Annotated in this window: 23 protein-coding genes; 5 read left to right on the plus strand and 18 right to left on the minus strand. The window is 45.3% G+C overall.

Features of this window, described 5'->3' with window-relative positions:
- The first annotated feature begins 19 nt into the window (after positions 1-19).
- The gene (locus NYE49_RS15185; protein WP_003152337.1) at positions 20-241 is read left to right on the plus strand and encodes a DeoR family transcriptional regulator; all 222 of its coding nucleotides are present in this window, start codon (positions 20-22) and stop codon (positions 239-241) included.
- A gap of 121 nt (positions 242-362) precedes the next feature.
- Here NYE49_RS15185 and NYE49_RS15190 read toward each other — a convergent pair whose 3' ends face one another.
- Together NYE49_RS15190 and murJ are read right to left on the minus strand one after the other, a co-directional pair.
- On the minus strand, positions 363-1,082 hold the full coding sequence (locus NYE49_RS15190) for a pseudouridine synthase (protein WP_047183045.1): 720 nt from the start codon (positions 1,080-1,082) through the stop codon (positions 363-365).
- A 68-nt stretch (positions 1,083-1,150) separates the two neighbouring features.
- On the minus strand, positions 1,151-2,785 hold the full coding sequence (murJ, locus tag NYE49_RS15195) for a lipid II flippase MurJ (protein WP_014480588.1): 1,635 nt from the start codon (positions 2,783-2,785) through the stop codon (positions 1,151-1,153).
- Positions 2,786-2,987: 202 nt separating this feature from the next.
- On the opposite strand from murJ, the gene NYE49_RS15200 reads away from it, so the two are divergent.
- Both NYE49_RS15200 and opuD read left to right on the plus strand, forming a co-directional pair.
- The gene (locus NYE49_RS15200) at positions 2,988-4,250 is read left to right on the plus strand and encodes an NAD(P)/FAD-dependent oxidoreductase (RefSeq protein ID WP_080344281.1); all 1,263 of its coding nucleotides are present in this window, start codon (positions 2,988-2,990) and stop codon (positions 4,248-4,250) included.
- A 188-nt stretch (positions 4,251-4,438) separates the two neighbouring features.
- Positions 4,439-5,977, plus strand: coding sequence for a glycine betaine transporter OpuD (opuD, locus tag NYE49_RS15205; RefSeq protein WP_015384403.1), 1,539 nt, complete (start codon positions 4,439-4,441; stop codon positions 5,975-5,977).
- A gap of 36 nt (positions 5,978-6,013) precedes the next feature.
- Here opuD and NYE49_RS15210 read toward each other — a convergent pair whose 3' ends face one another.
- From NYE49_RS15210 to rmgP, 6 genes are all read right to left on the minus strand, one after another.
- On the minus strand, positions 6,014-6,196 hold the full coding sequence (locus tag NYE49_RS15210; RefSeq protein ID WP_003223398.1) for a sporulation protein Cse60: 183 nt from the start codon (positions 6,194-6,196) through the stop codon (positions 6,014-6,016).
- A gap of 67 nt (positions 6,197-6,263) precedes the next feature.
- Positions 6,264-6,932 (minus strand): YesL family protein, encoded by a 669-nt coding sequence (locus NYE49_RS15215; protein WP_015384404.1) that lies wholly within the window; start codon positions 6,930-6,932, stop codon positions 6,264-6,266.
- 21 nt (positions 6,933-6,953) lie between these two features.
- Positions 6,954-8,240 (minus strand): Gfo/Idh/MocA family oxidoreductase, encoded by a 1,287-nt coding sequence (locus NYE49_RS15220; protein WP_015483575.1) that lies wholly within the window; start codon positions 8,238-8,240, stop codon positions 6,954-6,956.
- An 11-nt stretch (positions 8,241-8,251) separates the two neighbouring features.
- Positions 8,252-8,755, minus strand: coding sequence for a rhamnogalaturonan transport/degradation protein RmgS (gene rmgS, locus NYE49_RS15225; RefSeq protein ID WP_080109044.1), 504 nt, complete (start codon positions 8,753-8,755; stop codon positions 8,252-8,254).
- The gene (gene rmgQ / locus NYE49_RS15230) at positions 8,752-9,873 is read right to left on the minus strand and encodes an unsaturated rhamnogalacturonyl hydrolase (protein ID WP_144413667.1); all 1,122 of its coding nucleotides are present in this window, start codon (positions 9,871-9,873) and stop codon (positions 8,752-8,754) included. Before rmgQ ends, rmgS begins: the two co-directional genes overlap by 4 nt.
- Before the next feature lie 7 nt (positions 9,874-9,880).
- Complete coding sequence (gene rmgP / locus NYE49_RS15235) at positions 9,881-10,846, minus strand: polygalacturonan/rhamnogalacturonan ABC transporter permease (RefSeq protein WP_047183048.1); 966 nt, start codon at positions 10,844-10,846, stop codon at positions 9,881-9,883.
- A gap of 215 nt (positions 10,847-11,061) precedes the next feature.
- On the opposite strand from rmgP, the gene NYE49_RS15240 reads away from it, so the two are divergent.
- A complete protein-coding gene (locus NYE49_RS15240) occupies positions 11,062-13,380 on the plus strand; it encodes a helix-turn-helix domain-containing protein (RefSeq protein ID WP_015384409.1) in 2,319 nt (772 codons plus the stop codon).
- Between the two features lie 40 nt (positions 13,381-13,420).
- Here NYE49_RS15240 and NYE49_RS15245 read toward each other — a convergent pair whose 3' ends face one another.
- From NYE49_RS15245 to NYE49_RS15290, 10 genes are all read right to left on the minus strand, one after another.
- Entirely contained in the window at positions 13,421-14,917 is a 1,497-nt protein-coding gene (locus tag NYE49_RS15245; protein ID WP_047183049.1) for an extracellular solute-binding protein, read from the minus strand.
- A gap of 25 nt (positions 14,918-14,942) precedes the next feature.
- Positions 14,943-15,803 carry a carbohydrate ABC transporter permease gene (locus NYE49_RS15250; RefSeq protein WP_015251420.1) on the minus strand — a complete coding sequence of 287 codons (861 nt, stop codon included), beginning with the start codon at positions 15,801-15,803 and terminating at the stop codon, positions 14,943-14,945.
- Between the two features lie 206 nt (positions 15,804-16,009).
- Positions 16,010-16,771 (minus strand): NAD(P)-dependent oxidoreductase, encoded by a 762-nt coding sequence (locus NYE49_RS15255; RefSeq protein WP_003245974.1) that lies wholly within the window; start codon positions 16,769-16,771, stop codon positions 16,010-16,012.
- A 76-nt stretch (positions 16,772-16,847) separates the two neighbouring features.
- A complete protein-coding gene (gene bioI / locus NYE49_RS15260; protein ID WP_047183575.1) occupies positions 16,848-18,035 on the minus strand; it encodes a biotin biosynthesis cytochrome P450 in 1,188 nt (395 codons plus the stop codon).
- A gap of 68 nt (positions 18,036-18,103) precedes the next feature.
- Positions 18,104-19,111 carry a biotin synthase BioB gene (bioB, locus tag NYE49_RS15265; RefSeq protein WP_047183050.1) on the minus strand — a complete coding sequence of 336 codons (1,008 nt, stop codon included), beginning with the start codon at positions 19,109-19,111 and terminating at the stop codon, positions 18,104-18,106.
- Positions 19,112-19,113: 2 nt separating this feature from the next.
- Complete coding sequence (bioD, locus tag NYE49_RS15270) at positions 19,114-19,809, minus strand: dethiobiotin synthase (protein WP_047183051.1); 696 nt, start codon at positions 19,807-19,809, stop codon at positions 19,114-19,116.
- Entirely contained in the window at positions 19,806-20,975 is a 1,170-nt protein-coding gene (gene bioF, locus NYE49_RS15275) for an 8-amino-7-oxononanoate synthase (protein WP_047183052.1), read from the minus strand. Before bioF ends, bioD begins: the two co-directional genes overlap by 4 nt.
- Positions 20,965-22,311, minus strand: a complete 1,347-nt coding sequence (gene bioA / locus NYE49_RS15280; protein ID WP_047183053.1) for an adenosylmethionine--8-amino-7-oxononanoate transaminase — start codon at positions 22,309-22,311, stop codon at positions 20,965-20,967. The genes bioF and bioA overlap by 11 nt, the downstream gene beginning before the upstream one ends.
- The gene (bioW, locus tag NYE49_RS15285; RefSeq protein WP_047183054.1) at positions 22,301-23,077 is read right to left on the minus strand and encodes a 6-carboxyhexanoate--CoA ligase; all 777 of its coding nucleotides are present in this window, start codon (positions 23,075-23,077) and stop codon (positions 22,301-22,303) included. Before bioW ends, bioA begins: the two co-directional genes overlap by 11 nt.
- A gap of 208 nt (positions 23,078-23,285) precedes the next feature.
- Complete coding sequence (locus NYE49_RS15290; RefSeq protein ID WP_047183055.1) at positions 23,286-24,185, minus strand: alpha/beta hydrolase; 900 nt, start codon at positions 24,183-24,185, stop codon at positions 23,286-23,288.
- A 219-nt stretch (positions 24,186-24,404) separates the two neighbouring features.
- On the opposite strand from NYE49_RS15290, the gene NYE49_RS15295 reads away from it, so the two are divergent.
- Positions 24,405-25,439, plus strand: a complete 1,035-nt coding sequence (locus NYE49_RS15295) for a LacI family DNA-binding transcriptional regulator (protein ID WP_047183056.1) — start codon at positions 24,405-24,407, stop codon at positions 25,437-25,439.
- Positions 25,440-25,468 lie beyond the last annotated feature (29 nt).

The raw sequence follows: 25,468 nt of genomic DNA on the forward strand, positions 1-25,468 counted from the left end.
TATGATAGGGAGTGGTTTTTTGAAACCTTCAACAAACCGTATGCTAACTCGAATCAAATCAGTTTACATGTTTATCCAAGAAAAAGGTCTTGTGACAACACAGGAACTGGTTGACGAATTCGGCATTACACCTAGAACGATTCAAAGAGACTTAAATGTGTTGGCATATAATGATCTTGTTCATAGTCCAAGCCGTGGCAAGTGGGAGACAACGAGAAAGAAAGTAAAGATTACCTCATAAATTGAAAAATTACATAGGGCCGCCTGAGAGCGGCCCGATAGATAACAGGGCGCAGAAACTACTGAGCCTTGTTTTTGTGTGCTTATAAATAAAACCCCGCATTCGATATGCGGGGTTTTTGTCATGCTTGCGGCTCATTGAGCAAATGAAGCTCTTCCTCTGTCAGCTCACGGTATTCTCCGGGTGCCAGAGCGGGATCTAGGGAAACGCGTCCCATCGAAAGCCGCTTCAGATAAACCACTTCATTGCCGACTGCCTTTGCCATTTGCTTGACCTGATGATATTTTCCTTCTGTAATTGTCAGGTATATCACGGTATTGCCACTGTCGTTTGTTTTGATTTCCGCTCTTGCCGGCTTTGTTTTATAGCCGCCCTCTATGTAGACACCCGTTTCCAAATCGGAGATGTCTTCCCGAGAAATCTGTGATTTTAAATGGACTTCATACGTTTTTGGAACATGCTTTTTAGGAGAAAGGAGCCGATGTGCGAGCTGGCCATCATTTGTGAGCAGCAAAAAGCCCTCTGTATCTTTATCAAGCCTGCCGGCTGGAAATGGCTCAAATCTCATCTCCTCCGGCGTCAGCAGATCGACCACTGTTTGCTGCCGGCTGTCCTCAGTCGCCGACAGCACGCCCTGCGGTTTATTCATCATAAGATAAATGAACTCTCGATAATCAACCCGTTCCCCGTATACGGTCACCTCCTGCGCATCAGGATCAACGTGCGCCTTTACATCTTTGGCAGGTTTGCCGTCGATCATCACGGCTCCAGCCTTCACAACGGCTTTGACTTCTTTTCTCGAACCATACCCGCTGTTGGCAAGCAGCTTATCAAGTCTCATTCCCAATCTCTCCTTTATAAAAGAAAGCCCGCAGCATGCGAGCCCTCAGTTTCATCATATCTAGTTCATCAGCCTGCATGTCTGCCTTTCCTTAAGAAACCTGGCAAACGGCGGCCTAAAATTTTCTGCAAAAATCCTAATCGGTAGCCGCAATACAGGTAGACAGCTCCGCCAACAGCGGCCGCGATCACCACAACAATCGCAGCTTGCAGCTGGCCATCCTGATAGGAAATAAAGAAGCCTAATACCCACTGCACGATTTTCACGGCAATACCCATAATGGCTGATAAGACCAGCATCAAAACAGTTCGTTTAACTAGTATCTTATACGAATAGCCTGCATGGCGCTTAATCATGATAAACCCATATAAAAGGGAAGCGATATATCCAAGCGCCGTCGCTAAAATCGCTCCGTCAGCCTGCATCAGCTTGATCAGCGGAACATTCAGCACAAGCTTGATCACGACGCCAATCACAAGGCTGACAACCGCAAATTTTTGCTTATTGATGCCCTGCAAAATGGCTGCGTTGACTGTAAACAAAGAGAACAAAATCGCGACTGGCGAATACCATAGCAAAATGTTTGCCCCCAGTTCAGGGTGAAGGCTCTCTGACCCGTAAAAGAACGTATACGTCGGTCCTGACAATAGAGAGATCCCGACAACAGCCGGAATAATTAAAAACAGGATCGTCTGCATCGTTTGATTAATCTGCTGATTTAATAGCTTATAGTTTCCGCTTGTAAACGATTCAGTAATCGTTGGAATTAATGTCAGTCCGAAAGCAGTTGCTAGGGAAACCGGGATCATCACGAGCTTCTGAACATACAGGGTTAGAATCGCAAGCATGTCCTGGCTGATGGCTTGATGACCGGCTTCAATCATCGCTTTGTTAAACGTATTTGTATCAATATAGTTATACAAAGGGATGGCTAGTCCGACAAAAACGTACGGAGCAGCATAGCTGAACAGCTCGAAAAACATTTTCTTGTAGCTTAGGTTTGCTGTCGGACCCGTATTCGGCATCATCGCCAGCAGGCTGCCCTTCCGTTTGTTCCAATAAATATAAAGCACGACCAGCCCTCCGAAGGCACCGATCAGCGCTGCGAAGGTTGCATAGCCCACAGCGATGACAAGGCCGCCGTTGAAAACCTTCAAAATCAAGAATGTCGCACTCAATAGAAAGATGATGCGGACAATCTGTTCAACGACTTGGGAAACAGCTGTCGGACCCATCATTTGGTGCCCTTGAAAGAATCCGCGGACAAGGCTCATAATCGGTACGACCAAAAGCGCTAAGCTGACCATGCGGATGACATAAACGACATGATCAATTGTCAGGCCGTTATTATCCTTGCCTCCCAGCGATATTTCCGCAAACATCGGAGCCGATAGATACAGAATGAAAAAGGCTATCATTCCTGTGACGAGCATAACCGACATGCCCGCCTTGAGCATTTTCCTGCTTGTCTCATAATCCCCTTTTGAATTATATTTGGAAACAAATTTAGAAACAGCGGCCGGAAAGCCCATCGTAGCAATATTCAAAAATAAAGTGTATTGGTTGTATCCGTATTGAAATAATGCACCGCCTGTCGCCCCGACCATAATGCTGAAGGGAATTAAATAGACCATCCCCAGAATCCGCGATATATATGTACCGAGCGTTAATACAAACGTGCCTCTTAACAGTTTGCTTGACATGTTTCTTCATCACCATTTTCTACGAAGATTCAACTTTTCTATTTTACCACAACTGGGCATTTAGACGGTAATAAATACAAAAGCAATCCTGTGAACATTCATGTCCGCGGCAAAAGACGTTTAAGGAGCGGCTTTCTTTCGCTATAATAGTACTGCGGACGGGGTGTCCGCACACGAAATGAAAAGAAAGTTGATGATAAAGATGAAACAATATGACGTAATCGTAATCGGCGGAGGCCCTTCAGGCTTGATGGCTGCGATTGCAGCAGGAGAACAGGGCGCTGGCGTGTTGCTGATAGATAAAGGAAATAAATTAGGACGGAAACTCGCGATTTCCGGGGGCGGCCGCTGTAATGTGACGAACCGCCTTCCTGTGGAAGAAATTATCAAGCACATCCCCGGCAACGGGCGTTTTTTATACAGCGCGTTTTCTGAATTTAATAATGAAGACATTATCAAGTTTTTTGAAAACCTCGGCATTCAATTGAAGGAAGAGGATCACGGCCGGATGTTTCCTGTTACCGACAAAGCCCAAAGTGTCGTTGACGCGCTGTTAAACAGGCTGAAGCAGCTCCGCGTAACAATCAGAACGAACGAGAAAATTAAATCTGTTTTATATGAAGATGGACAGGCAGCAGGGATTGTGACGAATAATGGCGAAATGATCCATAGCCAGGCAGTCATTATCGCTGTAGGCGGTAAAAGCGTGCCTCATACCGGAAGCACGGGAGACGGCTATGAATGGGCTGAAGCCGCGGGCCATACCATAACAGAGCTGTTTCCGACAGAGGTTCCCGTCACTTCTGCCGAACCGTTCATTAAGCAAAAAACACTTCAGGGCTTATCACTAAGAGATGTAGCCGTCAGTGTGTTAAATAAAAAAGGCAAACCGATTATCACACATAAAATGGACATGCTGTTTACCCATTTCGGCCTCTCAGGACCTGCCATTCTCAGATGCAGCCAATTTGTCGTAAAAGAGCTGAAAAAACAGCCTCAAGTGCCGATCAGAATCGACTTGTATCCGGATATCAATGAAGAAACGCTTTTCCAAAAGATGTATAAAGAACTGAAGGATGCACCGAAAAAAACCATTAAAAACGTGCTGAAGCCTTGGATGCAGGAGCGCTATCTCCTATTCCTGCTCGAAAAAAACGGCATCTCTCCGAACGTATCGTTTTCTGAGCTGCCGAAGGATCCTTTCAGACAATTTGTAAGGGACTGCAAGCAGTTTACTGTCCTCGCAAATGGCACACTGTCGCTTGATAAGGCATTTGTCACGGGAGGCGGGGTATCTGTAAAAGAAATTGACCCGAAAAAGATGGCTTCTAAAAAAATGGAGGGGCTTTATTTTTGCGGTGAAATTCTGGATATCCACGGCTACACAGGCGGATACAATATTACCTCCGCCCTTGTCACAGGCAGGCTTGCAGGGCTAAATGCCGGGCAATACGCCCGTTCTTAATCATTACTCTTTAAATCTCTTGCCGCCAAACTCACATTTGAACATTCCCCGCATTCATGTTAGGGTGAGACTTGTTTTGTTTCACCTGATTGCGGGGTAATTTTAAGAGAGGAATGAGCTGCCATCGTACGACCATACTAAGCCTGCGAGCAAGATATAGGCGTACACAAAAAATTAGAGGGTGAGAAATGTTGAAACATATATCTAGTGTATTTTGGATTGTGATTGCAATCACAGCTGCAGCTGTATTATGGGGTGTTATTTCTCCTGACAGCCTGCAAAATGTGTCTCAATCGGCACAAGCATTTATTACCGATTCATTTGGTTGGTATTATCTTTTAGTTGTCTCTTTGTTTGTCGGGTTTTGTCTCTTTTTGATTTTCAGCCCGATCGGAAAAATCAAACTCGGAAAGCCTGATGAAAAACCGGAATTCGGGTTACTATCATGGTTTGCCATGCTGTTCAGCGCAGGCATGGGAATCGGCTTAGTATTCTACGGTGCGGCTGAACCGATCAGCCATTACGCAATTAGCTCTCCATCAGGTGAAACAGAAACCCCCCAAGCCTTCAGAGATGCACTCCGCTATACGTTTTTCCACTGGGGTTTGCACGCTTGGGCCATTTATGCCATTGTGGCATTATGCATTGCCTATTTCCAATTCCGCAAAGGCGCGCCCGGGTTAATCAGCAGCACACTGTCACCGATTCTCGGCGATAAAGTAAACGGACCGATCGGAAAGGCCATTGACTGTATTGCAGTTTTCGCCACTGTTGTCGGGGTGTCAACAAGTCTTGGTCTTGGCGCAACCCAAATTAACGGCGGTTTGAATTACCTGTTCGGCATTCCGAATGCGTTTATCGTCCAATTGGTTTTAATCATTATTGTGACAGTGCTCTTTTTACTTTCTGCGTGGAGCGGACTCGGAAAAGGAATTAAGTATTTAAGCAACACAAACATGGTATTGGCCGGATTGTTAATGTTGTTTATGCTCGTTGTCGGGCCTACAGTGCTGATCATGAACTCATTTACAGATTCTATCGGACAATACATTCAAAATATCGTTCAAATGAGCTTCAGACTGACACCGAACGATCCTGAAAAACGCGAATGGATTAACAGCTGGACGATTTTCTATTGGGCATGGTGGATTTCCTGGTCTCCATTTGTCGGCATTTTCATCGCCCGTGTATCCAGAGGCCGGACGATCCGCGAATTTTTAATCGGTGTCTTGGTGACACCTTGTATTTTGACATTTCTATGGTTCTCCATTTTCGGCGTATCAGCCATGGATCTCCAGCAAAAAGGCACGTTCAATGTAGCCAAGCTGTCCACTGAAACGATGCTGTTCGGAACACTTGATCACTATCCGCTGACAATGGTAACATCGATCCTTGCATTGATTCTGATCGCAGTATTCTTTATCACGTCTGCAGATTCAGCTACATTCGTGCTGGGCATGCAGACGTCGTACGGTTCTTTAAATCCGGCGAATTCTGTGAAACTCAGCTGGGGTATCATTCAGTCCGCCATGGCGGCTGTGCTCCTATATTCCGGAGGGCTTGCCGCTTTGCAGAACACAGCGATTCTGGCAGCGCTGCCGTTTTCTATCGTTATCCTGCTGATGATTGCCTCTCTCTATCAATCGCTCTCAAAAGAAAGAAGAGAGATCAAAAAAGCGGAGAAACTCGATAAACCGAGAAGTCCAAGAGTGAAAAAAGCATATTAACAAAAAAGATCTTTCCGCGCCTGCGGAAAGATCTTTTTATTTGCGATATAAAATAAGGGCGGAAAAACAGTAAAGTTGCTCGCCGTCTGGGTCGCACGCTGCCGAAACCGTATATTTGATATCAATCAGCTGCTCCTCCGATATCCCTTTTAAAAATGAATTGATTTCCGTCTGTAAGTCTTTTTCATGCTCTTCATCAAATACCGCTACCTTCAGCATTTTATCCGCTCTCCTTTCTCTATCAATCTATTCCGTTTGGAACAGCGTTATGATAGAGAAATGATGATTATCTCGTTTCCGGATAAAAAGCTTTCCGTATATGGGATTCCCTCTGTGGCTCGCCGCCGTGCTGCTCCACTTTCAGCAGCACGGCATAAACAATTCGCATATGACAGTAGCTGATCAGGCTGACGCTGAAAAAAGGGACAATGCCGGGCAGGTACGCAAGCAAGAAAAAGAGAGCAACAGTCAGCGCAAGCATAGCAAGCGTATATTGCAAATACGCCACACTGAGCAAGAGCGAAAATTTCACATACAGACGTTTTTTCCAGTCAAAATGGACAAGCAGCGGAAACACATAAAAAAGCATGGATACGAACAAAAAGCCAAATATCATAATGGCGAAGCGCAGGATGTGCAGAAGGAAATGACTTGGATAAATGAAGGCCAAATCAATATAAATGATCACTCCGATGAGCGCCAGTACAGCGCCGAGCAGATTTGAACGAAAAAATTCACCCTTGTATTCCTGCCAAAACGTTTTGAGCACCGGAACGTTGTCCTGCCCCTGGATCCACTTCCGCATGACAGCGAATAAAGCCGCGGTCGCGGGCATGATGCCAAACACACCGAGACCGAGTAACGTAAAAAACAGCCACAGCAAGTTTGTATACGCAAATCTCATAATCCATTCGCAAAAACGCAGCATCCGCCCCAGTGAACCATCATGTTCCATGGCGCCCCCTCCTTTTTTGCATTATACATTCTGCATCTGAAAAAGCTCTTTCATGCCGATCGGCTTCTTTTCGGCAACCGAGCGCCACATTCCCTCACCAACCGCGATGGAGTAGGCTCCAGCTTCAGCCCCGGCTAAAATATCATAGCGGCGCAACGGGTCTTTTCCTAAAAAAAGATCCTCAAGCAAAAGCGGATCACCTCCGCCATGCCCCCCTTCATTTTTGACTACTTGTATCGTCTGCTTTGATTCAAAAAGCGGATAGTATTCGATTGTCTGCTCAGGAAAAGCAAACGGAATTCTGGAAGGTTCGTGAAATTCATTTGATTCAATACGCCCTTTTGTGCCGTTGATCGTCAGCCGGTAGCCTTCATACGGGGCCGAAAAAATAATCGAGTAGCTTAACAGTGCGCCGCCATCATATTTGACTGCCGCCACGTACGTATCCTCGATGTCAATTTCCTCGTCAAAAATACACGCGTCAGGCCTGTATGCAGTATATAAGCTGGACTGGTCTCCTGCTTCGAGATGATCATCCTTTATAGAAGCTTTAGAGGAACGGGGATGCCACCTTGAATAGTAGTGGCATTTTTCTTTGACCCGGCATGTCCCGCAAAAACGCCCGTCTTCTTCCGGCAAGGGGTTCCACTCACTGTCCGGCCCATAGTAATTCAAGGCGCCATAAGCAAATACCTCTTCCGGATTTTGCCCGAGCCACCAATTGACGAGATCAAAGTGATGTGTTGATTTATGGACAGAAAGGCCCCCGGAAAACTGTCTAGACCTGTTCCAGCGTTTAAAATAGCTGGCGCCATGATACGTATCAATATACCAATTTAAATCAACGGAGGTGACCCTGCCTATTTTTCCGTCCAGAATCATTTCTTTTATTTTCCGATGAAACGGGCTGTAGCGATAGTTAAACGCGACGGTGACTTTTCCTTCGCTTTTGGCCTCCGCTTCAAGCACCCGATTCGCATCCTGCACTGTTGTCACCATTGGTTTTTCAGTAATTACATCTGTATCCCACTGAAGGCTTTTTACAATATATGTGACATGCGTATCGTCCCTGCCTGCCACAATGACGATATCAGGCTTTGACACGCGCATCATCTCGTCAAAAGCATCTTCGCTAAACTCGGGCACGTGGGCCAGCTCGGGAAATTTCTTCTTGCAAACGGCAAAACGTTTCGGATCGGCATCCAGCAATCCCGTAATCTCATAATGAGTTGAAAACCGCTCCAACAGCGGTTTGATAAACATACTGAATGCTCTGCTGCTCAATCCGCAAAAGACGATGTTCTTCAATATCCTCACCTCTATCGGGCTTCAGTTAGTTGAGAAATCAGCTGCAGCGCTTCCTCTGTTTTTTCAGCATACACAGGGATAAACGCCGCCATATCGCGATTCAATCGAAAAGAATAGCCGTTCAGCTGCTTTTTCCCTTTTTCGATCTGAACGGCATAGATCGTTTTTTCTCCTGATTTTTTATTAACAGTTGTATAAGGAGATGTTTTTTCAGGAGGCAATCCGTTTAACGGCTGAAAATTTTCCGGATCATCGTAAGCTTGAAACATGTCTTCAGGCACGATGAAAACATCTCCTTCATGGGCGGTAATTTCAGTCAGCAGTTTTTCCTGAAAAGCTGGAAAGATATCGACCTTCCCGGCATTCTGCTCGGCGGCTTGTTTTATTTTTTCCTGTACGCCAGCCTGCATATCAGAAAAGAGAATGACATGCATTCCGTCCGGCCTGCTTGAGCATGATGCCAAAAAGAGCACTGAGACGATCACACACAAAGCCGTCCGTATCCTTTTTGTCATTTCCCCGCTGACCTAAAAAGAGGCTCCAGCTCTGTCATAGCCAAAATAAACGCGCCGGCTCCGTGCAGATCGTTTGTGCTTCTTTCGCGGCTGACATAATAGTCATAGAAACCGGCTGACGTTCCGACACATATGTCTTTGACGAGAAACGCGCCGTCTTCTGATGTTTCGGTTTTATGCTGAATCAAGCCTTGATACGCTTTTAGTAGTGTTGTTTCGTAAGCTCTGTCTAGATAGCCTGTATTGATTCCTTTCGCAAATGCGTACATGTACAGACAGGATCCTGAGCTTTCCAGCCAGTTATCAGACCTGTCTCCCTTATCAACGATCTGATACCATAACCCCGTCTCCTTGTCTTGATAGCGGCAGATGCTTTTAATCATGTCCTGCAGCGTGTTTTTCCACACGTGACGGTTTGGATGCTTCTTCGGCAGCTCTTCAATCATGTCAGCAAGAGACATGACGTACCAGCCGATGGAACGTGCCCAAAATTCCGGTGAACAGCCTGTCTCTTCATTGGCCCAAGGCATTTTTTTCGCTTCATCCCAGGCGTGATAAAAGAGTCCGGTTTTTGCATCCTTCGTATGCTTTCTCATTAATGACTCCTGCAGCACAACCTGATCAAACAGCTCCGGCTCCTGCTTCAGATTGGCATATTTCAGTGCGAACGGCCCCCCCATGTATAAGCCGTCGAGCCACATTTGGTAAGGATAACCGTCTTTGTGCCAAAAACCGCCCTCAGACGTCCGGTTCAGTGTTCCATATAAGCCGCGCAGCCTTTTTGCCGCTTTGACATACCGCTCATCCTTCGTCTGCTCGTATAATGGAAAAAGAATGAGACCCGCTTGAATGGCGTCCAGTTCATCTCTTCTAAATAATAGATTGCCATAATCATCGATTAAGAGATCTGCATAAGCCTTCGCATACTCAAAATACCGCTTTTCCCCGGTTACTTCCCACAGCCGCAATACACCGCATAAGAAAACACCCTGATGGTAGTGCCAGCGGTTTGCAGGAGGCAGCTCCTCGACTGTGTACGTGTTCATAATGGTTTTTGCCAATGCCTCCGCGTACGTAAGAGGCGATTTTACAGCGATTGATTGATCCATTGATCCCATCCCTTTCTTAATAAATTCCTTCCTCGCCAAATTTCTTCGCCAAACGATTCGCAAGCATGACCAAAATCAGCCCGACCGCCGCTTTAAATACGCCGACTGCTGTACTGTAGCTGAATTGGCCCTGTTTCAGCCCTGCAGTATAAACATACGTATCAAAAATTTCCGCCACTTCCCTGTTTGTCGCATTTAACAGCAAATACACATGCTCGAAGCCAAGCTCCAGCGTGTCTCCGATTTTCAAAATCAGCAAAACGACGATAACGCTTTTAATGGCGGGCAGCGTAATATGCCACATTTGCCGCAGCCGTCCCGCTCCGTCCATTTTCGCCGCTTCATACAACTGGGGGTCAACCGCTGTAAAGGCCGCCAGATAAATGATCGTCGACCATCCCGCTTCCCTCCAGATAACCTGCAGAATATACAGGGGCCGGAACCATTCTTCGTTCAGCAGAAAATTGATTTTTTCACCGCCAAAAAACACAATCAGTTCATTAATCAAGCCTCCGTCTACCGTTAAAAGCACAAACGAAAGCGATACAACAATGACCCAAGACATAAAATGCGGGATATAAATCAGCGTCTGAACAAATTTTTTAAAGAGAGCAATCCGCACTTCGTTCAATAGAAGCGCCAGCAGTATCGGCACCGGGAAAAATATGGCCAGGTTCAACGCAAATAACACGAGCGTGTTTTTTAACAAGAGAAAAAATGTAGGCTCAGTAAACAGCCTGATAAAATGCTTCAGCCCCACCCACTCACTGCCCAAAATGCCGAGGAACGGCTGATAATCCTGAAACGCAATCACAATTCCCCACATCGGGATATACTTAAAAAGCAAAAAATAAATACACCCCGGCAAAATCATCAAGTACAAATATTTTTGCTGAATCAGCTTACTTAGTAAGCGCTTTCTTTTTTCTTTTTTAAAAATGACTGCATCAACAGCCGGCGCTTGCGCTTCTGCTGTTTTCATTTTTTCCTAGCCTCCTTTCACGGGTTCTTGCATTCACTGTAGCCCAGCAGGCAAAAGTCCGTCTACAATCATATGATCACATCCTGTTTTATCCCTTTATAATCAAGGGTTCAGACGGTCCACCTGAAAAAAAGACACCGATATTAGAAAATGATTATTGACAATATCTATCAATCTTTGGATTAATTGTATTAAGGTGAAGTGGATGTTATGAAATGGGGGGTTTTATGAAAAGAAGCCAATACAAGTTTTACTACAAACTGATCACGTTTTTCTGCCTGCTCAGCACCATTCCGGTTATTTTGGTCGGATTGTTTTCGTACGAGCACTCCCAGAAAACGGCTATTTCCAACGTTTCGGAGGAAAAATTCGACACACTCCAGCAGACCCAGCAAAGCATCGAACATATATTGAAAACCGTCGATCACTCTTTAACCCACTATGTGAGTTCGCCGCCTCTCCTTCGCACATTGTCCGAGCCTTTGCACTCAGACCAATTTCAAATCTATAACCAAGTGAACCAAGAGCTCAATTATCTGCAAAGCTTTGATACCGACCTGTCCAACATGACATTAGTCAGTTATACGAAAAAATGGTACATGAACAATTCCGGTTTGTACCGGTTGAATACAGACACTCTTCATGAAGCAGCTTCAGCGTACACGAAACACAAAGCGAGCCGCTCATATTGGACGCTTGAGGAAAACAATCATTTGATTTCAACCAAAGAAGGCACAGCAGAAAACTGCCGCTACAATATCAATTTAATTAAGCAGCTTCCTTTGAACAGCACAAATACAAAGGGATTGGCCGCCGCAAGCATCCCGAGCTGTTCGCTTGTCAAAAATATGCCTGGCTATTCAAACGCCAACAACCTGTTTATCATCGATGAAAAAGGCCGCATCATCCTTCATAACAACATGTCTGACGTCGGTGAATCTCTTCATAACGATGGCTTTGTCCAAAAAGTGCTGGCGCAAACCGCCAATAGCGGACAGTTTGAAACAGTTATTGACCGGATTCATTATAAAGTTACCTATCAAAAATCTGACTATAATACATGGACTTATTTTTCTCTCGTTTCCCTGCCTGAGCTAAAAAAAGAAGCCAAATCAATCGGCTGGATCACTTTTACAGTATGCATTATTTTGTTAACGCTTTCATTATTGTTCTCTTGGCTGGGCTCCCGCCATTTTTACAAGCCGATCAGGGTGCTTTACGAATCATTCGCAAGACATGGAGCCATACAAGAGAAACAACAGCCTCCTCAAAATGAATTTGAGTTAATTGAACAGAGCTTTAAGCAGCTGAAGGACAGAAATGACGACCTTGAGGAAACGATGAAGCAGCAGGCCACTCATCTGCAGCAATATTTTATGGTCAGGCTTATGCTCGGAAAACTGACGGATGAGGAGGTTGATAACCGCTTTGAAAGCCTCGGTTTAAAGCAAAATTGGCGGCACCTTGCCCTGCTTGTGCTCCAAATTGACACACTGAATCATACGCCTTATGAGAAAAAAGATATGGATCTGCTTTTGTTTGCCGTCAACAGCCTGATTGAGCGCACCATCCCGACGGACAAACATCTTGCCCCCGCTGTAGTTGACAAACAGCAGGCGACGATTTTGATCAACCAAAGCGGGACAAAAGAAGAATTCATAGCTGAGCTGAATGAGACTGCAAGGATGATTCAGGAAAAAGCGGAAGCTGAGCTGCAGCTGTCTGTCAGCATCGGCATCAGCCAGCCGTTTGATGTGCTGACAAAAGCGAAAACAGCCTATGCGGAAGGCTCAGAAGCGTTGAAATACCGGCTTAAAGCGGAAAACAAGTCGATCATCTTTTACGAAGACCTTGACCAGAAGAAAACCTTCAAAACCCATTTTCCAAAGCAGCTTCAGCATGAGCTGTTTGATGCTGTTAAAGCAGGAGACAAGGAGAAAGCGGATAAATGCCTGCACGCGATTTTGCAAGCCATTTTCACCCAGAACACCAACCCGTATCAATTTCAAATCGCCATCGCCCGTTTTTTGAACCATGTGATTGAGCTGATGCATGTGCTCGGGATCGAATTGTTTGAGCTTGAAGAAAACAAAATGCTGTATGACCAAATTTTTGAGCTGAAAACGTTCGAGGATACCGAAAACTGGCTAAAGAATGAGTTTATTGATCCGATGACAGACAAAGTGAACGCCCGCGCGGATGCCCAGTACAAAAATATTTCCGACAACATCATTCATATCATCCATCATGAGTTTGAATCCGAATTGACACTGGACGAAATCGCGCGCAGGCTGCATTACAACCCAAATTATTTAAGCAGCATTTTCAAAAAAGAAATGGGTATTTCATTCAGCGAGTATGTCTCAAGCTACCGACACCATATGGCAAAAAGCTGGCTTGCCGAAACAGACATGGCGGTCAAGGACATTGCCGAAAAGCTGAAATATAAAAACTCGCAAAATTTCATCAGATCATTTAAGAAGCTGGAAGGGATTACACCGGGAAACTACCGCCAGCAAAAAAGAAGCATGTAAAAAACCCAAAACCGCTTGCGCGTTTTGGGTTTTTCCAATGTTATTTTGCTTGTTTAAACGCTTCTTCGTATTCCTGAATAATTTGTTTTCCTCCGCTTGACTCCCATTTTTCCACTTCTTTATCGAACTGGCTTTCTGTGATGTCTCCAATCATATATTTATAGGTCGCATCATCAATGATTTTCTTCAGTTCATCACCCCGTTCCGACTCCGATGCGGAATACAGGCTTTCAGCCGGGTTTGAGACGATAATCTTTTCATTGTCCTCGGTCAGCTCCTCGTACGCCGTCCGAAGCGGATCTCCAGTGTTTTTTAAGTAGGCTTTATCAATGGCAATTAAAGCGGACAGCGGCTGAATATCAGTCTGCCAGTCTTTTACCTGGCTTTCTTTGCGTGTAAACGTTTTATCCTCTCCTTTGTTGTAGTGAACACCGTCAATGCCATAAGTCATCAGGCTATAGACATCTTCTTCGGCAATTCGGTCAAAAAACGCTAAGATCCGTTTAAGCTCTGCTTCCGTTTTCACACTCGTTTTCGGGAAAGCAAACACGCCGTTATGGCCTCCTGATGCCCATACCCGCTCTTTCCCATCCGGGCCTTTTATGCGGTTGATGATTTCAAGCTTCATCGATTTATCGGAGGCATGGTCGCGCAGATTAACCGCATCTACCATATTCCCAATGTAGATGCCGGCTTTCCCTTGAGAAAACAGCTCTTGCTGCTGGGTTTTGCTTGTGACAGGAAAATCCTTATTCATATAGCCGTTGTCACGCAGCTTTTTCATATAGTTCATTGTGTCTTTGTATTCCTGCGTCATGAAATCAGGCGTGAATTTGCCGCCTGATTCCTTCCAATCTGTTGGCATACCTTCATAAGAGCCGAGTGTTTTAAACGCGCCGTAAATCAAGTCATTGCGGTCTGTCAGCCCGAATGTATTGTCTTTCCCATCCTTATCCGGATCATCCTCCGTAAACGCTTTGGCCACTTCATAAAGCTCATCAAGTGTTTTCGGCGTTTCCAAATTCAAATTGTCCAGCCAGTCCTTCCGAATGACGATCCCCTGTCTGGAAAGCGGACGTTCTCTGTATATCCCGTAGAGCTTGCCGTCAATTGTCACATTTTTATTAATGAGTTTGTTCATTTTGTTTAAGTTGGGATAATCTTTGATATAATCGCCGATTTCCCAAAACATTCCTGACCGAAAGGCATTCATGACTGACGAATTTTTAATATCCTGGATGGTCACGATTTGCGGAAGATTGCCGGCTGCAAGCGCTGCATTCAGCCTGTCTTCTTTCACCGCGTCTGGAACCCAGGTGATGTCGAGTTCTGTATTTGTCAGCTTTTCGATTTCTTTAATCGCCCTGTCTTTCGGCGGCTGCTGGTGATACAAAATCGCCATCCAAGACAGCTTTACCTTTGAATCCGGGCCAGCTTTGCCTTCAGCCGAAGACTGATCAGCCCCTTTACAGCCCGCCAGCACTCCGCCGAGTGCCAGTACAAGCACAATCAAATGCACCCTCCATTTGTTTCCCATCGTACCCCTCCGTTTCATATTTCTTTTATCCTTTGACAGATCCCAGCAAAGCTCCTTTTGCGAAATGCTTTTGTATAAACGGATAGACAAGCAGAACCGGGATGGTCGCCACCACTATGACCGCCATTTTAATGGTTTGCTCAGGCGGCGGGCTGCCCGACCCCATTTCAGACATATCCCCCTGCATACCGCTTGATACAATGACGATTTGGCGCAGAAGCACCTGAATCGGCCATTTTGCTGAATCATTTAAGTACAAGATCGCTGTCATATACGTGTTCCAATACGTGACCGCATAAAATAGTGAAATCGTTGCGATCGCAGGAAGAGACAGCGGCAGCACAATTTTAAAGAATATGCCCAGATCATTGCACCCGTCAATTTTCGCGGACTCTTCCAGGCTTGACGGGATATTTTGAAAGAAGTTTTTCAGAATGATCAGGTTAAAGGCATTAATGGCTGTCGGCAAAATAAGCGCCCAGTAAGAATCGAGCAATCCAAGCGATTTGACCACAAGGAAAGTCGGAATCATGCCGCCGCTAAACAGCATCGTAAATACGACGAGAAACATGAGCGGCTGCCGGCCGATTAAATCACGGCGGGATAACCCATAAGCCATCAGTGAAGAAAGAAACATGCTGACCGCAGTGCCTATCACTGTCACAAACACAGAAACAAGCAAACTCTTATAAATAATATCTGTTGAAAAAATGTAGCGATAAGCATCTAGCGAAAAAGTGGTCGGTATTAAAATAAATGTTTTCGACACGACTTCTTCTACTGTGGCGAAAGATGCTGCGATGACATGAATGAACGGAAGTACGCATATTAAAGCGAACATCAGCAAGAAACCATAAATCAACATATCAAACAGACGGTTTTTCAGTGAATGTGCGATAGCTCCCACCTCTCTTTGTAAGCGTTATCATATTTTTGAAAACCGAGCTCAGCATGTGACGATATCGTGTCTAAAATGTAGCAAATCTGTGATTGCCATGTCTATAATCATTTGAACAGAGTCCCCGGCCGGGCGGGGGCTGCCGCGAATTGAGACCGATAACAAAAGAAAAAGAGCATAATCTTAGAAAATGATTATGCTCCGTTCTCCTCCTCGTTCAGAAGTTCGGCCGTATTGATTTGTGGCGAAAACCCAAGTTCATTCACGGCAGATTCAATGGACCATGGCCGGCCCGGATTATCAGAGACGGCGTAATAAGTGCCGTACCGGATATTGGTCTCAATGGCGGCTTTGAAAATCGACAGCAGATCGGGGTGAGAAAGCAGTGTCTTTTTCGTCCGTTCTTTTTCATGCAGCGTATCCATTTCATCTGTGACGACTGTTCCGATTCGAAGGTTGATTACTGATAGCTTATTTTCCAAATAAAACAAATGGCCGATCTGTTCAGAGGTCAGCTTTAATACACCGTACAAGTTTTTTGACAGCGGATAATCGCTTGTTGTGATTTCCCGTCCTAAGAGCGAGCGCCCGTCTTTTTCGTATACATCTGTGACATGATTGCTGCTGGCGAACACGAGCTTTTGAATGCCAAGCTCCGCTGCCGCACGGCACAGATAATAGCTTGCCCTATAGAAAACATCCGTCATCTTTTCAAACTCAGCGATGTCCATAATATCGTATTTGATTTTAACAGCGAGTAAATTCAAGATGGCATCGGTATCTTTTGGAATCTTCTTCAACAGCTCCTCATAATTTGCCGCGTCAGCCTGAATGGAAGAGGCTTTGCCATCGAAATGATCTTTATCAAGCACTGTCACTTCATAGTCTGAAATAAGCCCTTCAGCAAGCAGTCTCCCAATCACACCATTTCCGCCGGCGATCAGCACTTTTTTCACGATGTTCACTCCCCTTTTTTATAGATTGCCCATTTTCGGCGGCGCTGACACTTTTTTGGCACTCACATTCTTAGGCTTATTCAAAAGTCACCGACAGCTCCTCAAGCGCCCGAAATCCAAAAAGCGGCCGATACCGCCATTCAAAATCCGCGAGCGTAAGGCTGGGCATCCGCTGCAGAAGAGTGTTAATCGCAATTTGCGCTTCTAATCGTGCCAGCGAGGACCCTAAGCAAACATGATGGCCATGACCGAATGAAAGGTGCGGATTAGGACTTCTCGTAATATCGAAGACATCGGGGTTCGTGAAAATGCTTGGGTCTCGATTAGCCGCCCCTAACAAAAGATAGACTTGTTCTCCTTGACGGATCGTCACCCCGCTGATGTCAATATCCTCTGACGCAACTCTGGCTGTCATTTGCGTGGGGCTTTCATAGCGTAAACATTCCTCGACTGCAGTACCAATAAGATCTGGATTTTCTCTCAGTTTCAAAAGCTGTTCTGGATGCAGCAGCAGACAAAGGACTGAATTGCTGATGAGATTAACCGTTGTCTCATGTCCGGCGATCGCCAGCAATATGCACGTAGATGCCGCTTCCTCTTCCGTCAGCTTATCCTTTTCTTTCCCATTCAAGAGCATGCTGATCATATCCTGTTGAGGGTGGCGTTTTCGCTTTTGAATCAGCTCTTTGAAATATGCCATAGCCTGCACAGCCATATGATTGCCCTCTGTTAATGCCTTTCTTGACCGGGTAAAATCAATCGTTTGAATGAGACTCGCAGCCCACTCCTTTAATTGCTCCCTATCTTCCTCCGGTACACCTATAATGTTAGCTATGACAAAGCTTGCTAAAGGAAAAGCAAAGTCCGAAATGACCTCCATCTTTTTTTTACCTTGCACTTGATCAAGCAAATGATGGACAGTTTCAATGATATACGGCTGATAACTCTCTGTCGCTCTCGGCGTAAACGCTCCGCTGGCAAGCGTCCGCAATCGTCTATGATCAGGCTGGTTCTGAAACAGCATCATTTGATTTTGCACATGTGAAAGGTCCTGATATTTGGTTGAGCTCTCAGGCAGCGGGGTGCGGACTTTGAATCTCGCATCTTTCAAAATAGCAGCCGTTTCTTCATATCCTGTGACATACCAGCCCGGGTATTTTAAGAAACTCCCTTTATAGATAGGATGAACAGCTCGCAATGTGTCGTAAAAAGAATATGGGTTTTTCAAAAACTCCGAAGATGCAGTTGACGATGCAATTGTCACGTGATTTTCTCCTTTCTGTTCAAAAATAAAAGCAATCGACATCATACCGATTGCTTTTATTGATGCTTTCAGCTTTTCGCACTTAAACTGGACTTCATTTCTTCGACTGATTCAACTTCAAAACCTAAATCACTCAGCATTTTATGATCCTCCGTCTCCTCTTGCCCGGCAGTTGTTAAGTAGTCTCCGACAAAAATGGAGTTTGCGGCGTAAAGCCCTAATGGCTGCAATGAGCGGAGATTGACCTCTCTTCCTCCGGATATGCGAATTTCTTTTGATGGATTGATAAAACGGAACAGCGCCAGCACTTTTAAACAATACAGCGGGTTTAATTCGTTGACGCCTTCTAACGGCGTGCCATCAATTGCATGCAAAAAATTCACAGGAATGGAATCCGCGTCAAGAGCCTTCAAGCTTTTGGCGATGTCAATGACATCTTGTTTCGTCTCCTTCATCCCGATAATGGCGCCTGAACACGGAGACAGCCCCGATTCTTTTGCGATTTCGACCGTATTGACTCTGTCATCGTATGTATGTGAGGTCGTGATGTTTGAATGGTTTCTCTGTGACGTATTCAAATTATGATTATAGCGGTCTACTCCGGCATCTTTGAGCCGCTTCGCCTGCTCTGGCTTCAACAGTCCGAGACACGCACAAATCTTCAGTCCATACGTCTCTTTAATTTCCTGAACCGCATCTACGACCTGATCCACTTCTCTGTTAGACGGCCCTCTGCCGCTTGCCACGATACAATATGTGCCGATATTCAGATCGTGCGCCCGCTTCGCGCCTTCAAGCAGCGTTTCCTTATTCACCATCCGGTAAGACTCAATCGGCGCTTTCGAAATCGCAGACTGTGAACAATAGCCGCAGTTTTCCGGGCAGAGCCCGGATTTTGCATTCATAATCATATTGAGCTTTACTTTTTTTCCATAAAAGTGTTTTCTGATATGAAAAGCTCCATGCATTAATAGCAAAATATCTTCATCAGGACAATGTAATATTGAAAGCGCCTCTTCGTCAGTCACTTCTGCTCCAGCCAGCACCCGGTCTGCGAGTTCCATCCATTGATTCATTCTCATACCCCCACTTGATTCATCAGTAATGATAGATTGATATGGTCTTTTACCATATGTAGAACCGTTTCTTTCGTCACGTTGGCAAGCTTTGGCGTAATCCCTAAAATCGGTACACCGCATAAGCGCTCAATCATCTCAGGATTGGTTTTTTCATCTTCATCAGGAGAGTCACTGATTCCATTGATGATAATTCCGGCGATTGGAAGCCCCATGCTTTCTGCATATTTGACAGTTAAAAAGGTATGATTAATGGTTCCAAGGTGAGGACGTGCCACAATAATCATGGGAAGCTGCAACGCTTTTATGACATGACTGACCAAATAGTCCTCTCCCAATGGCACAGAAATACCGCCCGCACCTTCTACGATGAAGCATTCATGTTTTTCTCTAATCCGCCCCCAATGGCTTAAAACCTCTTCCATGGTGACAGTCTTTCCCTCAAGTTTCCCTGCAACGTATGGTGCAAGCGGCGCTTTGAAGGCAAAAGGCGTAATGTCTTCATGAGAAAGACCGGTCTGCGACATGTCTTTCAGCAGACTAGTATCACTATCTGGATGATGACGCGATATCCCGCTTAAAAATGGTTTATACACCCCGACATCTCTATTATGTTCTTTCAATAAGGCAGCAAGACCGCTGGATATAACCGTTTTCCCCACTTCTGTATCAGTTCCCGTCACAAAAAAACCCCTCAAATGATATACAGCTCCTTTCCGATTGAATGAAATGTTTTCAGCAAATCATCAATATCACCCATACTGTGGTCAGACGTGATTGTAATTCGAATACGGCTTTCACCCGGCGCAACGGTCGGCGGCCGAATGGCAGGAGCATAAATTCCCTTGCCCTGCAGTTTTTCAGCAAATATGACCGTTTTATGGGCATCGCCAATGACTACAGGAATAATCGGTGTGTGATCTCCTTTTACCACATAACCCATATTCTTCAGACTGGTTCTGATCATGCTGATATAAGAAAATAAAAGCTGTCGTTTTTCCCTGCTGGCTTCAATGATGTTGAAAGCCTCATGAGCAGCCGCACAGCTGGCTGGCGGAATAGCGGTTTGATAGATAAATGTTCTGGCATGGTTCAGCAAAAAGTCGATGAAGACCGCTGATCCTGCCGCAAAACCTCCTTCCGCGCCAACAGCTTTGCTTAAGGTGCCAATCACAATGTCGGGACAAACACCAAAGTATTCACTCGTTCCTCGTCCCGAATCGCCCAAAACTCCTGTTGCGTGGGCATCATCAACGACCACGAAGGCATGATAGCGTTTCGCAAGTGAGATGATCTGATCAAGAGGGGCGATTGTGCCATCCATGCTGAATACCCCGTCTGTTACGATAAAACGGCGCTGATAACGCTGTGTTTCATTCAGCTTGTTTTCAAGATCATTCATATCAATATGCCGATAAACAACTGTATCAGCCTTAGAAAGTCGGCAGCCGTCGATAATACTTGCATGATTGAGCTCGTCACTTAAAATGACATCTTCCTTTTCTGGCAAGGATGAAAGGACACCGACATTGGCCAAGTAACCGCTCGAAAACAGCAGGGCCGCTTCTGACCGTTTAAAGCTTGCAATCTTCTTTTCTAGCTTTTCATGCCAGACCGAATTGCCTGTCGTTAAACGTGAACCGCTGCTTCCTGTCCCAAATTGCTGCAATGCTGTTTGGGCTGCATCGATCAAACGTCTATCGCTTGCGAGCCCTAAATAATTGTTTGAGGACCAGACCGTTTGATTTTCGCCATCAATGTTCCTCTCTGGAACCGGTGCCCCATTCATTGTCCGCAGGTTACGGTGTACGCCGTCTTCTTTCATTCTGTCTAACCGCTTGTTCAACCAGGAATCAATCTTCAAGGCTCGTAACCTCATGGATCGCTTGTTTCATAATGGCAACCATTTCCCCGAGCTCCTCAGCTGTGCTGGCAAGAGGAGGAAGAAATGCAACCACGTCCCCAAGCGGTCTTGTCAGCATTCCTAACTCTCTCATTTTTAAGGAAACTTTGTATCCGATCCGCCGATCAGCCGGGTAAGGTTCTTTGGTTTCCTTTGACCGGACAAGCTCTGCACCGCACATAAAGCCAAGCTGCCGAATATCCCCAACATGAGGAAGAGCGTGCAGATCTTGAAGAAGAAAATGGAGCTTTTTACTTTTTTCCGCTACTTGTTCCACAATGTTTTCAGATTCAAATAATGCCAGATTTTCAAGCGCAACCGCACAGCCAAGCTGATTGCCTGTATAGGAATGGCCATGGAAAAAGGTTTTTAGGTTTTCATAATCATCATAGAATGCCTTATAGATGTCTTCAGTGGCAAACGTAACGGCAATTGGCAAATAACCTCCTGTAATGCCTTTACCGGCAGCCATCAGATCAGGCTGGACATTCTCGTGCTCGCACGCAAACATTTTTCCTGTACGGCCAAAGCCTGTAGCGACTTCATCAACGATCATTAAGACATCGTATGTTGTACATAGCTCGCGCACCCCTGCCAAATATCCTTCCGGCATCACGATCATACCGGACGCGCCTTGTACCATTGATTCAATGGAAAGCGCGGCAATTTCCTCGTGATGTTCCTTAAGCAGCTGTTCAAGCTCTCGCAGGCACTCATCACGGCACTCATCAGGATCACCGCTTTCAGAGCGATACACATAAGGAATCGGAGCCTTGTAACTCTCGAACATCAACGGGCCGTATACGTGGTGAAAAAGTTCAATTGAACCGACACTGACGGCGCCAATCGTATCACCGTGATACCCGTTTTTCATTGCGATAAATTTTTGTTTCTCGGGCTTCCCGATGTTCTTCCAATACTGAAACGCCATTTTTAGGGCTATTTCCATCGCTTCTGCACCGCTGTCTGAATAAAAGACCCGCGTGAGCTTTTTTGGGCTGATGTCGATTAATGTTTCGGCAAGCTGGGTTGCTGGAACGTTGGTCATGCCCAATAACGTGGAGTGCGCAATTTTTCCGAGCTGTTTTTTTATGGCATTATCTAGTTCTTTTTTGCGGTGTCCGTGGACATTAAGCCAAACTGATGAAAAACCGTCATAGTATTCCTTGCCATTTATGTCTTTGACTTTGATTCCAGTCCCGCTTTCGATGATTAAGGGGTTTTCATCATAATCTTTCATTTGGGTAAATGGCAGCCAAAGGTGCTTTTTACTTTTTTCTATCAAATCATGAGTCATGATCTTCCTCCCACTCTATTAAAATAGGCTGCTTCTCCAGATCATGTATGTACGTGTTTACATCATTGGATCCATCAATAAAAAAAACTCGGCAGCCCTCTTCAGACCCGTATTCTTTCATTGCTGTAATACGCTGATAGCCCATTTTCTTACCCGCAACATAGCCTGTTATGTAATCCGGATCGTCCGACCAGCATAATTCTGCAATGGCTGCCGGGTGCCGGCTTACCTTTGAAGCGAGCGCAAGGGCCTCTTTTATTCTTGAATGAGCTGGCACGTGACTGTGAAGCGCCCATTTTTCAAAATTAGCGTCCGGCCAATCCATTCTGGAGACCCGCACCCCTTTTTCTTTTGTTTGATCCATTCGCTTTCCTGTATGAATATCAAACAACACCGCACCCCTGACATCTGACCATTCAGGGATTTGTTCATATGCTTTTTCAATCACATCTCGTGAAACGCCTTCTTTTTCCAATAACAATCGGGCCAGCTTTTGCCCTTCTTCCGGGCAGCTCACTTCATTCGTATGCACAGGCAATGGCTGAATGGTTTTTATCGATTCATATACCTCTTCAAATTGAATTTGCATAAAATCAGGTTTTCCTCTTGAATGGGATAACCCTTTTTCTAATAAAGCATTGACTGTATGCTTCATCTCATGGAAAGGAATAAGCCGTTCTCCGCCGGATATATGCTTTCCGCCGTCTTCATGAGATCCATTCATAGAAGCCCTCATTCTGACACTATAAAAAGTTTCTTCTTGCATCATTTCTCGCCCTTTCACTGATAACTGAAGAACGTGCAGTGCTTCTCATTTTAATTGTTAACCAATTATATTTAAAGGTTAACAATTAGAATATATTATTCTCTCCTGTTTCTGTCAATAGAAGAAAGCATCGATTTATGGCAGTTGGTTAAAAGGAAACAAAAAGACCGTTTGTGTGAAAACGGTCTTTTTCGATTTCTTATAACAATCACAGCCACTTTTGCAAAAACTGGACAGCTTTATGCCTCATGACTGCTGTTTCGAAATGTCCCGAAGCAGAACGGACCACTCGGTAGCAATCAGCAGCTCCCTGTCCAGCATAGACAGCTGTCAATTCTTTTTCGATTTTGTCCACGCCCTCGGCCGGCGTTAACCGATCGTGTACACCAACAAGACTAAGGTGCGGGCGCGGTGCGATCAGGCTTTGGATCTCCGATGCGGAAAAATGCTTTGCAAGCGATGGGACGTAATAATAAAAGCCGTGCCTGTCAAGATTCTGTGTTTTGATCAGCACGTGATGATCCACCTGGCTGCACAAATCCACACACACCTTAATCCGGTCATCGAGCGCCGCTGTCCACCACGCCAGCAAACCTCCCATAGACATGCCGATGGTTCCGATCCTGTCAGGCTGAACATCAGAGCGTGACTGCATATAGTCTAACGCACTTAAACTGTCATAAATCATCATCCCCCACATCACTTTTCCAGTGAGAAGCATTTCTTTAAATATCTCGCTTTCCGCTTTTCCCCGCCGATCTCCAAATCCCCAATGATCAATCGCAAGAACGCCGTATCCGAGAGAAGTAAGCTCATCAGAAAAAGAAGGCGTTTTCAAATAATCCGCTCCCTCAATCAGCTCACTTTTTCCCCTATCATACTGGCCCCCATGCGAATGCTGAAACAATACGGCTGGGCACGGTCCTTCTGTTTTCTTCGGCTTCACAAAATAAGCGGGCACCTTTTCATGTCCATTTAAATCGAGCAGGAGCGTTTCAACAATATTTTCTTCTCTTTCTTCAATACGTAATGTCTCAACACTGATTGGCCTCCGATCAGGCAAATCACCAAGCAATCGAAACAGTTGCTTTCTTCTTTCGACTCTCATCCCATCACCCTTCCTTATTCGCTTACTTCACATTTACGAGACAGATCTGGGTTCCCCTTTATTTTTCCAACATAAATCACATCATTTACTAAATATTTAGTAAATATAACGAAATATTCCGAAAATAATCATTGTAACCGCTTACTTTTATATGATAGTATCAATTTATCAAAAACAGGTGAGTTAATATTTTACTAAATATAGATGAGAGGGAGACCCATGGTTCGTATTAAAGATATCGCATTGAAAGCTAATGTTTCCAGCGCAACTGTGTCCAGAATTTTAAATGAAGATGAGTCGCTTTCTGTTGCGGGCGAAACGAGACAAAGAGTCGTCAACATCGCTGAAGAGCTTGGTTATCAAACCGTTGCCAAACGCCGAAAATCCCGCGGGCAAAAACAGCGGGCCCAGCCGCTGATCGGTGTGCTGAGCTGTCTGTCCCCTGATCAGGAAAGGCAGGACCCTTATTTTTCTTCCATTCGGAAAGGCATTGAAAAGGAATGCTTTGAACAGGAAATTTTCATTACAAATTCGATTCATCTCGGCTCCTTTCAGGAACATATTCTTCGGGAATTGGATGGTGTCATTGTCATCGGCCGTGTTCATGATGAAGCGGTTAAGCATATCAGCGGAAGGCTGGAGCATGCCGTATTTATCAATCATTCACCAGATCCGCAAGCATACGATTCGATTGGAATCGATTTTGAATCGGCTTCACGCCAGGCGATTGATCACCTTTTCGACTTAGGCTACAAACGGTTAGGCTACATTGGCGGACAAGAAAAAGAGCATACGCTGAAGGACGGCCAAAGCATTCGCAGAACGATTGAAGATAAACGCCTGACCGCTTTTTTGGAGTCAGCCGCCCCCCAGCCTGAGCATGTGCTGATCGGAGAATACAGCATGCGTGAGGGCTATCGCCTGATGAAGAAAGCAATCGATCAAGGCCATCTGCCGGAAGCATTCTTTATTGCCAGCGATTCTATGGCGATCGGCGCATTAAAAGCGCTGCAGGAAGCCGGACTGCAAGTGCCGCGGGATACTGCAATCGTCAGCTTTAACGGCATTGAGGAAGCTGAATTTGCCAGCACGCCTTTAACGACGGTGAAGGTATACACAGAAGAAATGGGCCGGACAGGCGTAAAACTGCTGCTTGACCGTCTCAATGGCCGAACGCTTCCTCACCATGTCACCCTGCCCACAACATTAATCGTAAGACAAAGCTGCGGATGTACAGCAAAGGAGGTGACATAAGCAAAGATTCATCACGATGATAAGGAGGA

The sequence above is a fragment of the Bacillus sp. FSL L8-0358 genome, assembly GCF_038593095.1.
Taxonomy (GTDB): domain Bacteria; phylum Bacillota; class Bacilli; order Bacillales; family Bacillaceae; genus Bacillus; species Bacillus subtilis.

Coding starts and splice junctions, on each gene's coding strand:
- NYE49_RS15190 (WP_047183045.1), bottom strand. CDS start 1,082: ATGAGACTTGATAAGCTGCTTGCCAACAGCGGGTATGGTTCGAGAAAA.
- murJ (WP_014480588.1), bottom strand. CDS start 2,785: ATGTCAAGCAAACTGTTAAGAGGCACGTTTGTATTAACGCTCGGTACA.
- NYE49_RS15200 (WP_080344281.1), top strand. CDS start 2,988: ATGAAACAATATGACGTAATCGTAATCGGCGGAGGCCCTTCAGGCTTG.
- opuD (WP_015384403.1), top strand. CDS start 4,439: ATGTTGAAACATATATCTAGTGTATTTTGGATTGTGATTGCAATCACA.
- NYE49_RS15210 (WP_003223398.1), bottom strand. CDS start 6,196: ATGCTGAAGGTAGCGGTATTTGATGAAGAGCATGAAAAAGACTTACAG.
- NYE49_RS15215 (WP_015384404.1), bottom strand. CDS start 6,932: ATGGAACATGATGGTTCACTGGGGCGGATGCTGCGTTTTTGCGAATGG.
- rmgS (WP_080109044.1), bottom strand. CDS start 8,755: ATGACAAAAAGGATACGGACGGCTTTGTGTGTGATCGTCTCAGTGCTC.
- rmgQ (WP_144413667.1), bottom strand. CDS start 9,873: ATGGGATCAATGGATCAATCAATCGCTGTAAAATCGCCTCTTACGTAC.
- rmgP (WP_047183048.1), bottom strand. CDS start 10,846: ATGAAAACAGCAGAAGCGCAAGCGCCGGCTGTTGATGCAGTCATTTTT.
- NYE49_RS15240 (WP_015384409.1), top strand. CDS start 11,062: ATGGGGGGTTTTATGAAAAGAAGCCAATACAAGTTTTACTACAAACTG.
- NYE49_RS15245 (WP_047183049.1), bottom strand. CDS start 14,917: ATGGGAAACAAATGGAGGGTGCATTTGATTGTGCTTGTACTGGCACTC.
- bioB (WP_047183050.1), bottom strand. CDS start 19,111: ATGAATCAATGGATGGAACTCGCAGACCGGGTGCTGGCTGGAGCAGAA.
- bioA (WP_047183053.1), bottom strand. CDS start 22,311: ATGACTCATGATTTGATAGAAAAAAGTAAAAAGCACCTTTGGCTGCCA.
- bioW (WP_047183054.1), bottom strand. CDS start 23,077: ATGCAAGAAGAAACTTTTTATAGTGTCAGAATGAGGGCTTCTATGAAT.
- NYE49_RS15290 (WP_047183055.1), bottom strand. CDS start 24,185: ATGAGAGTCGAAAGAAGAAAGCAACTGTTTCGATTGCTTGGTGATTTG.
- NYE49_RS15295 (WP_047183056.1), top strand. CDS start 24,405: ATGGTTCGTATTAAAGATATCGCATTGAAAGCTAATGTTTCCAGCGCA.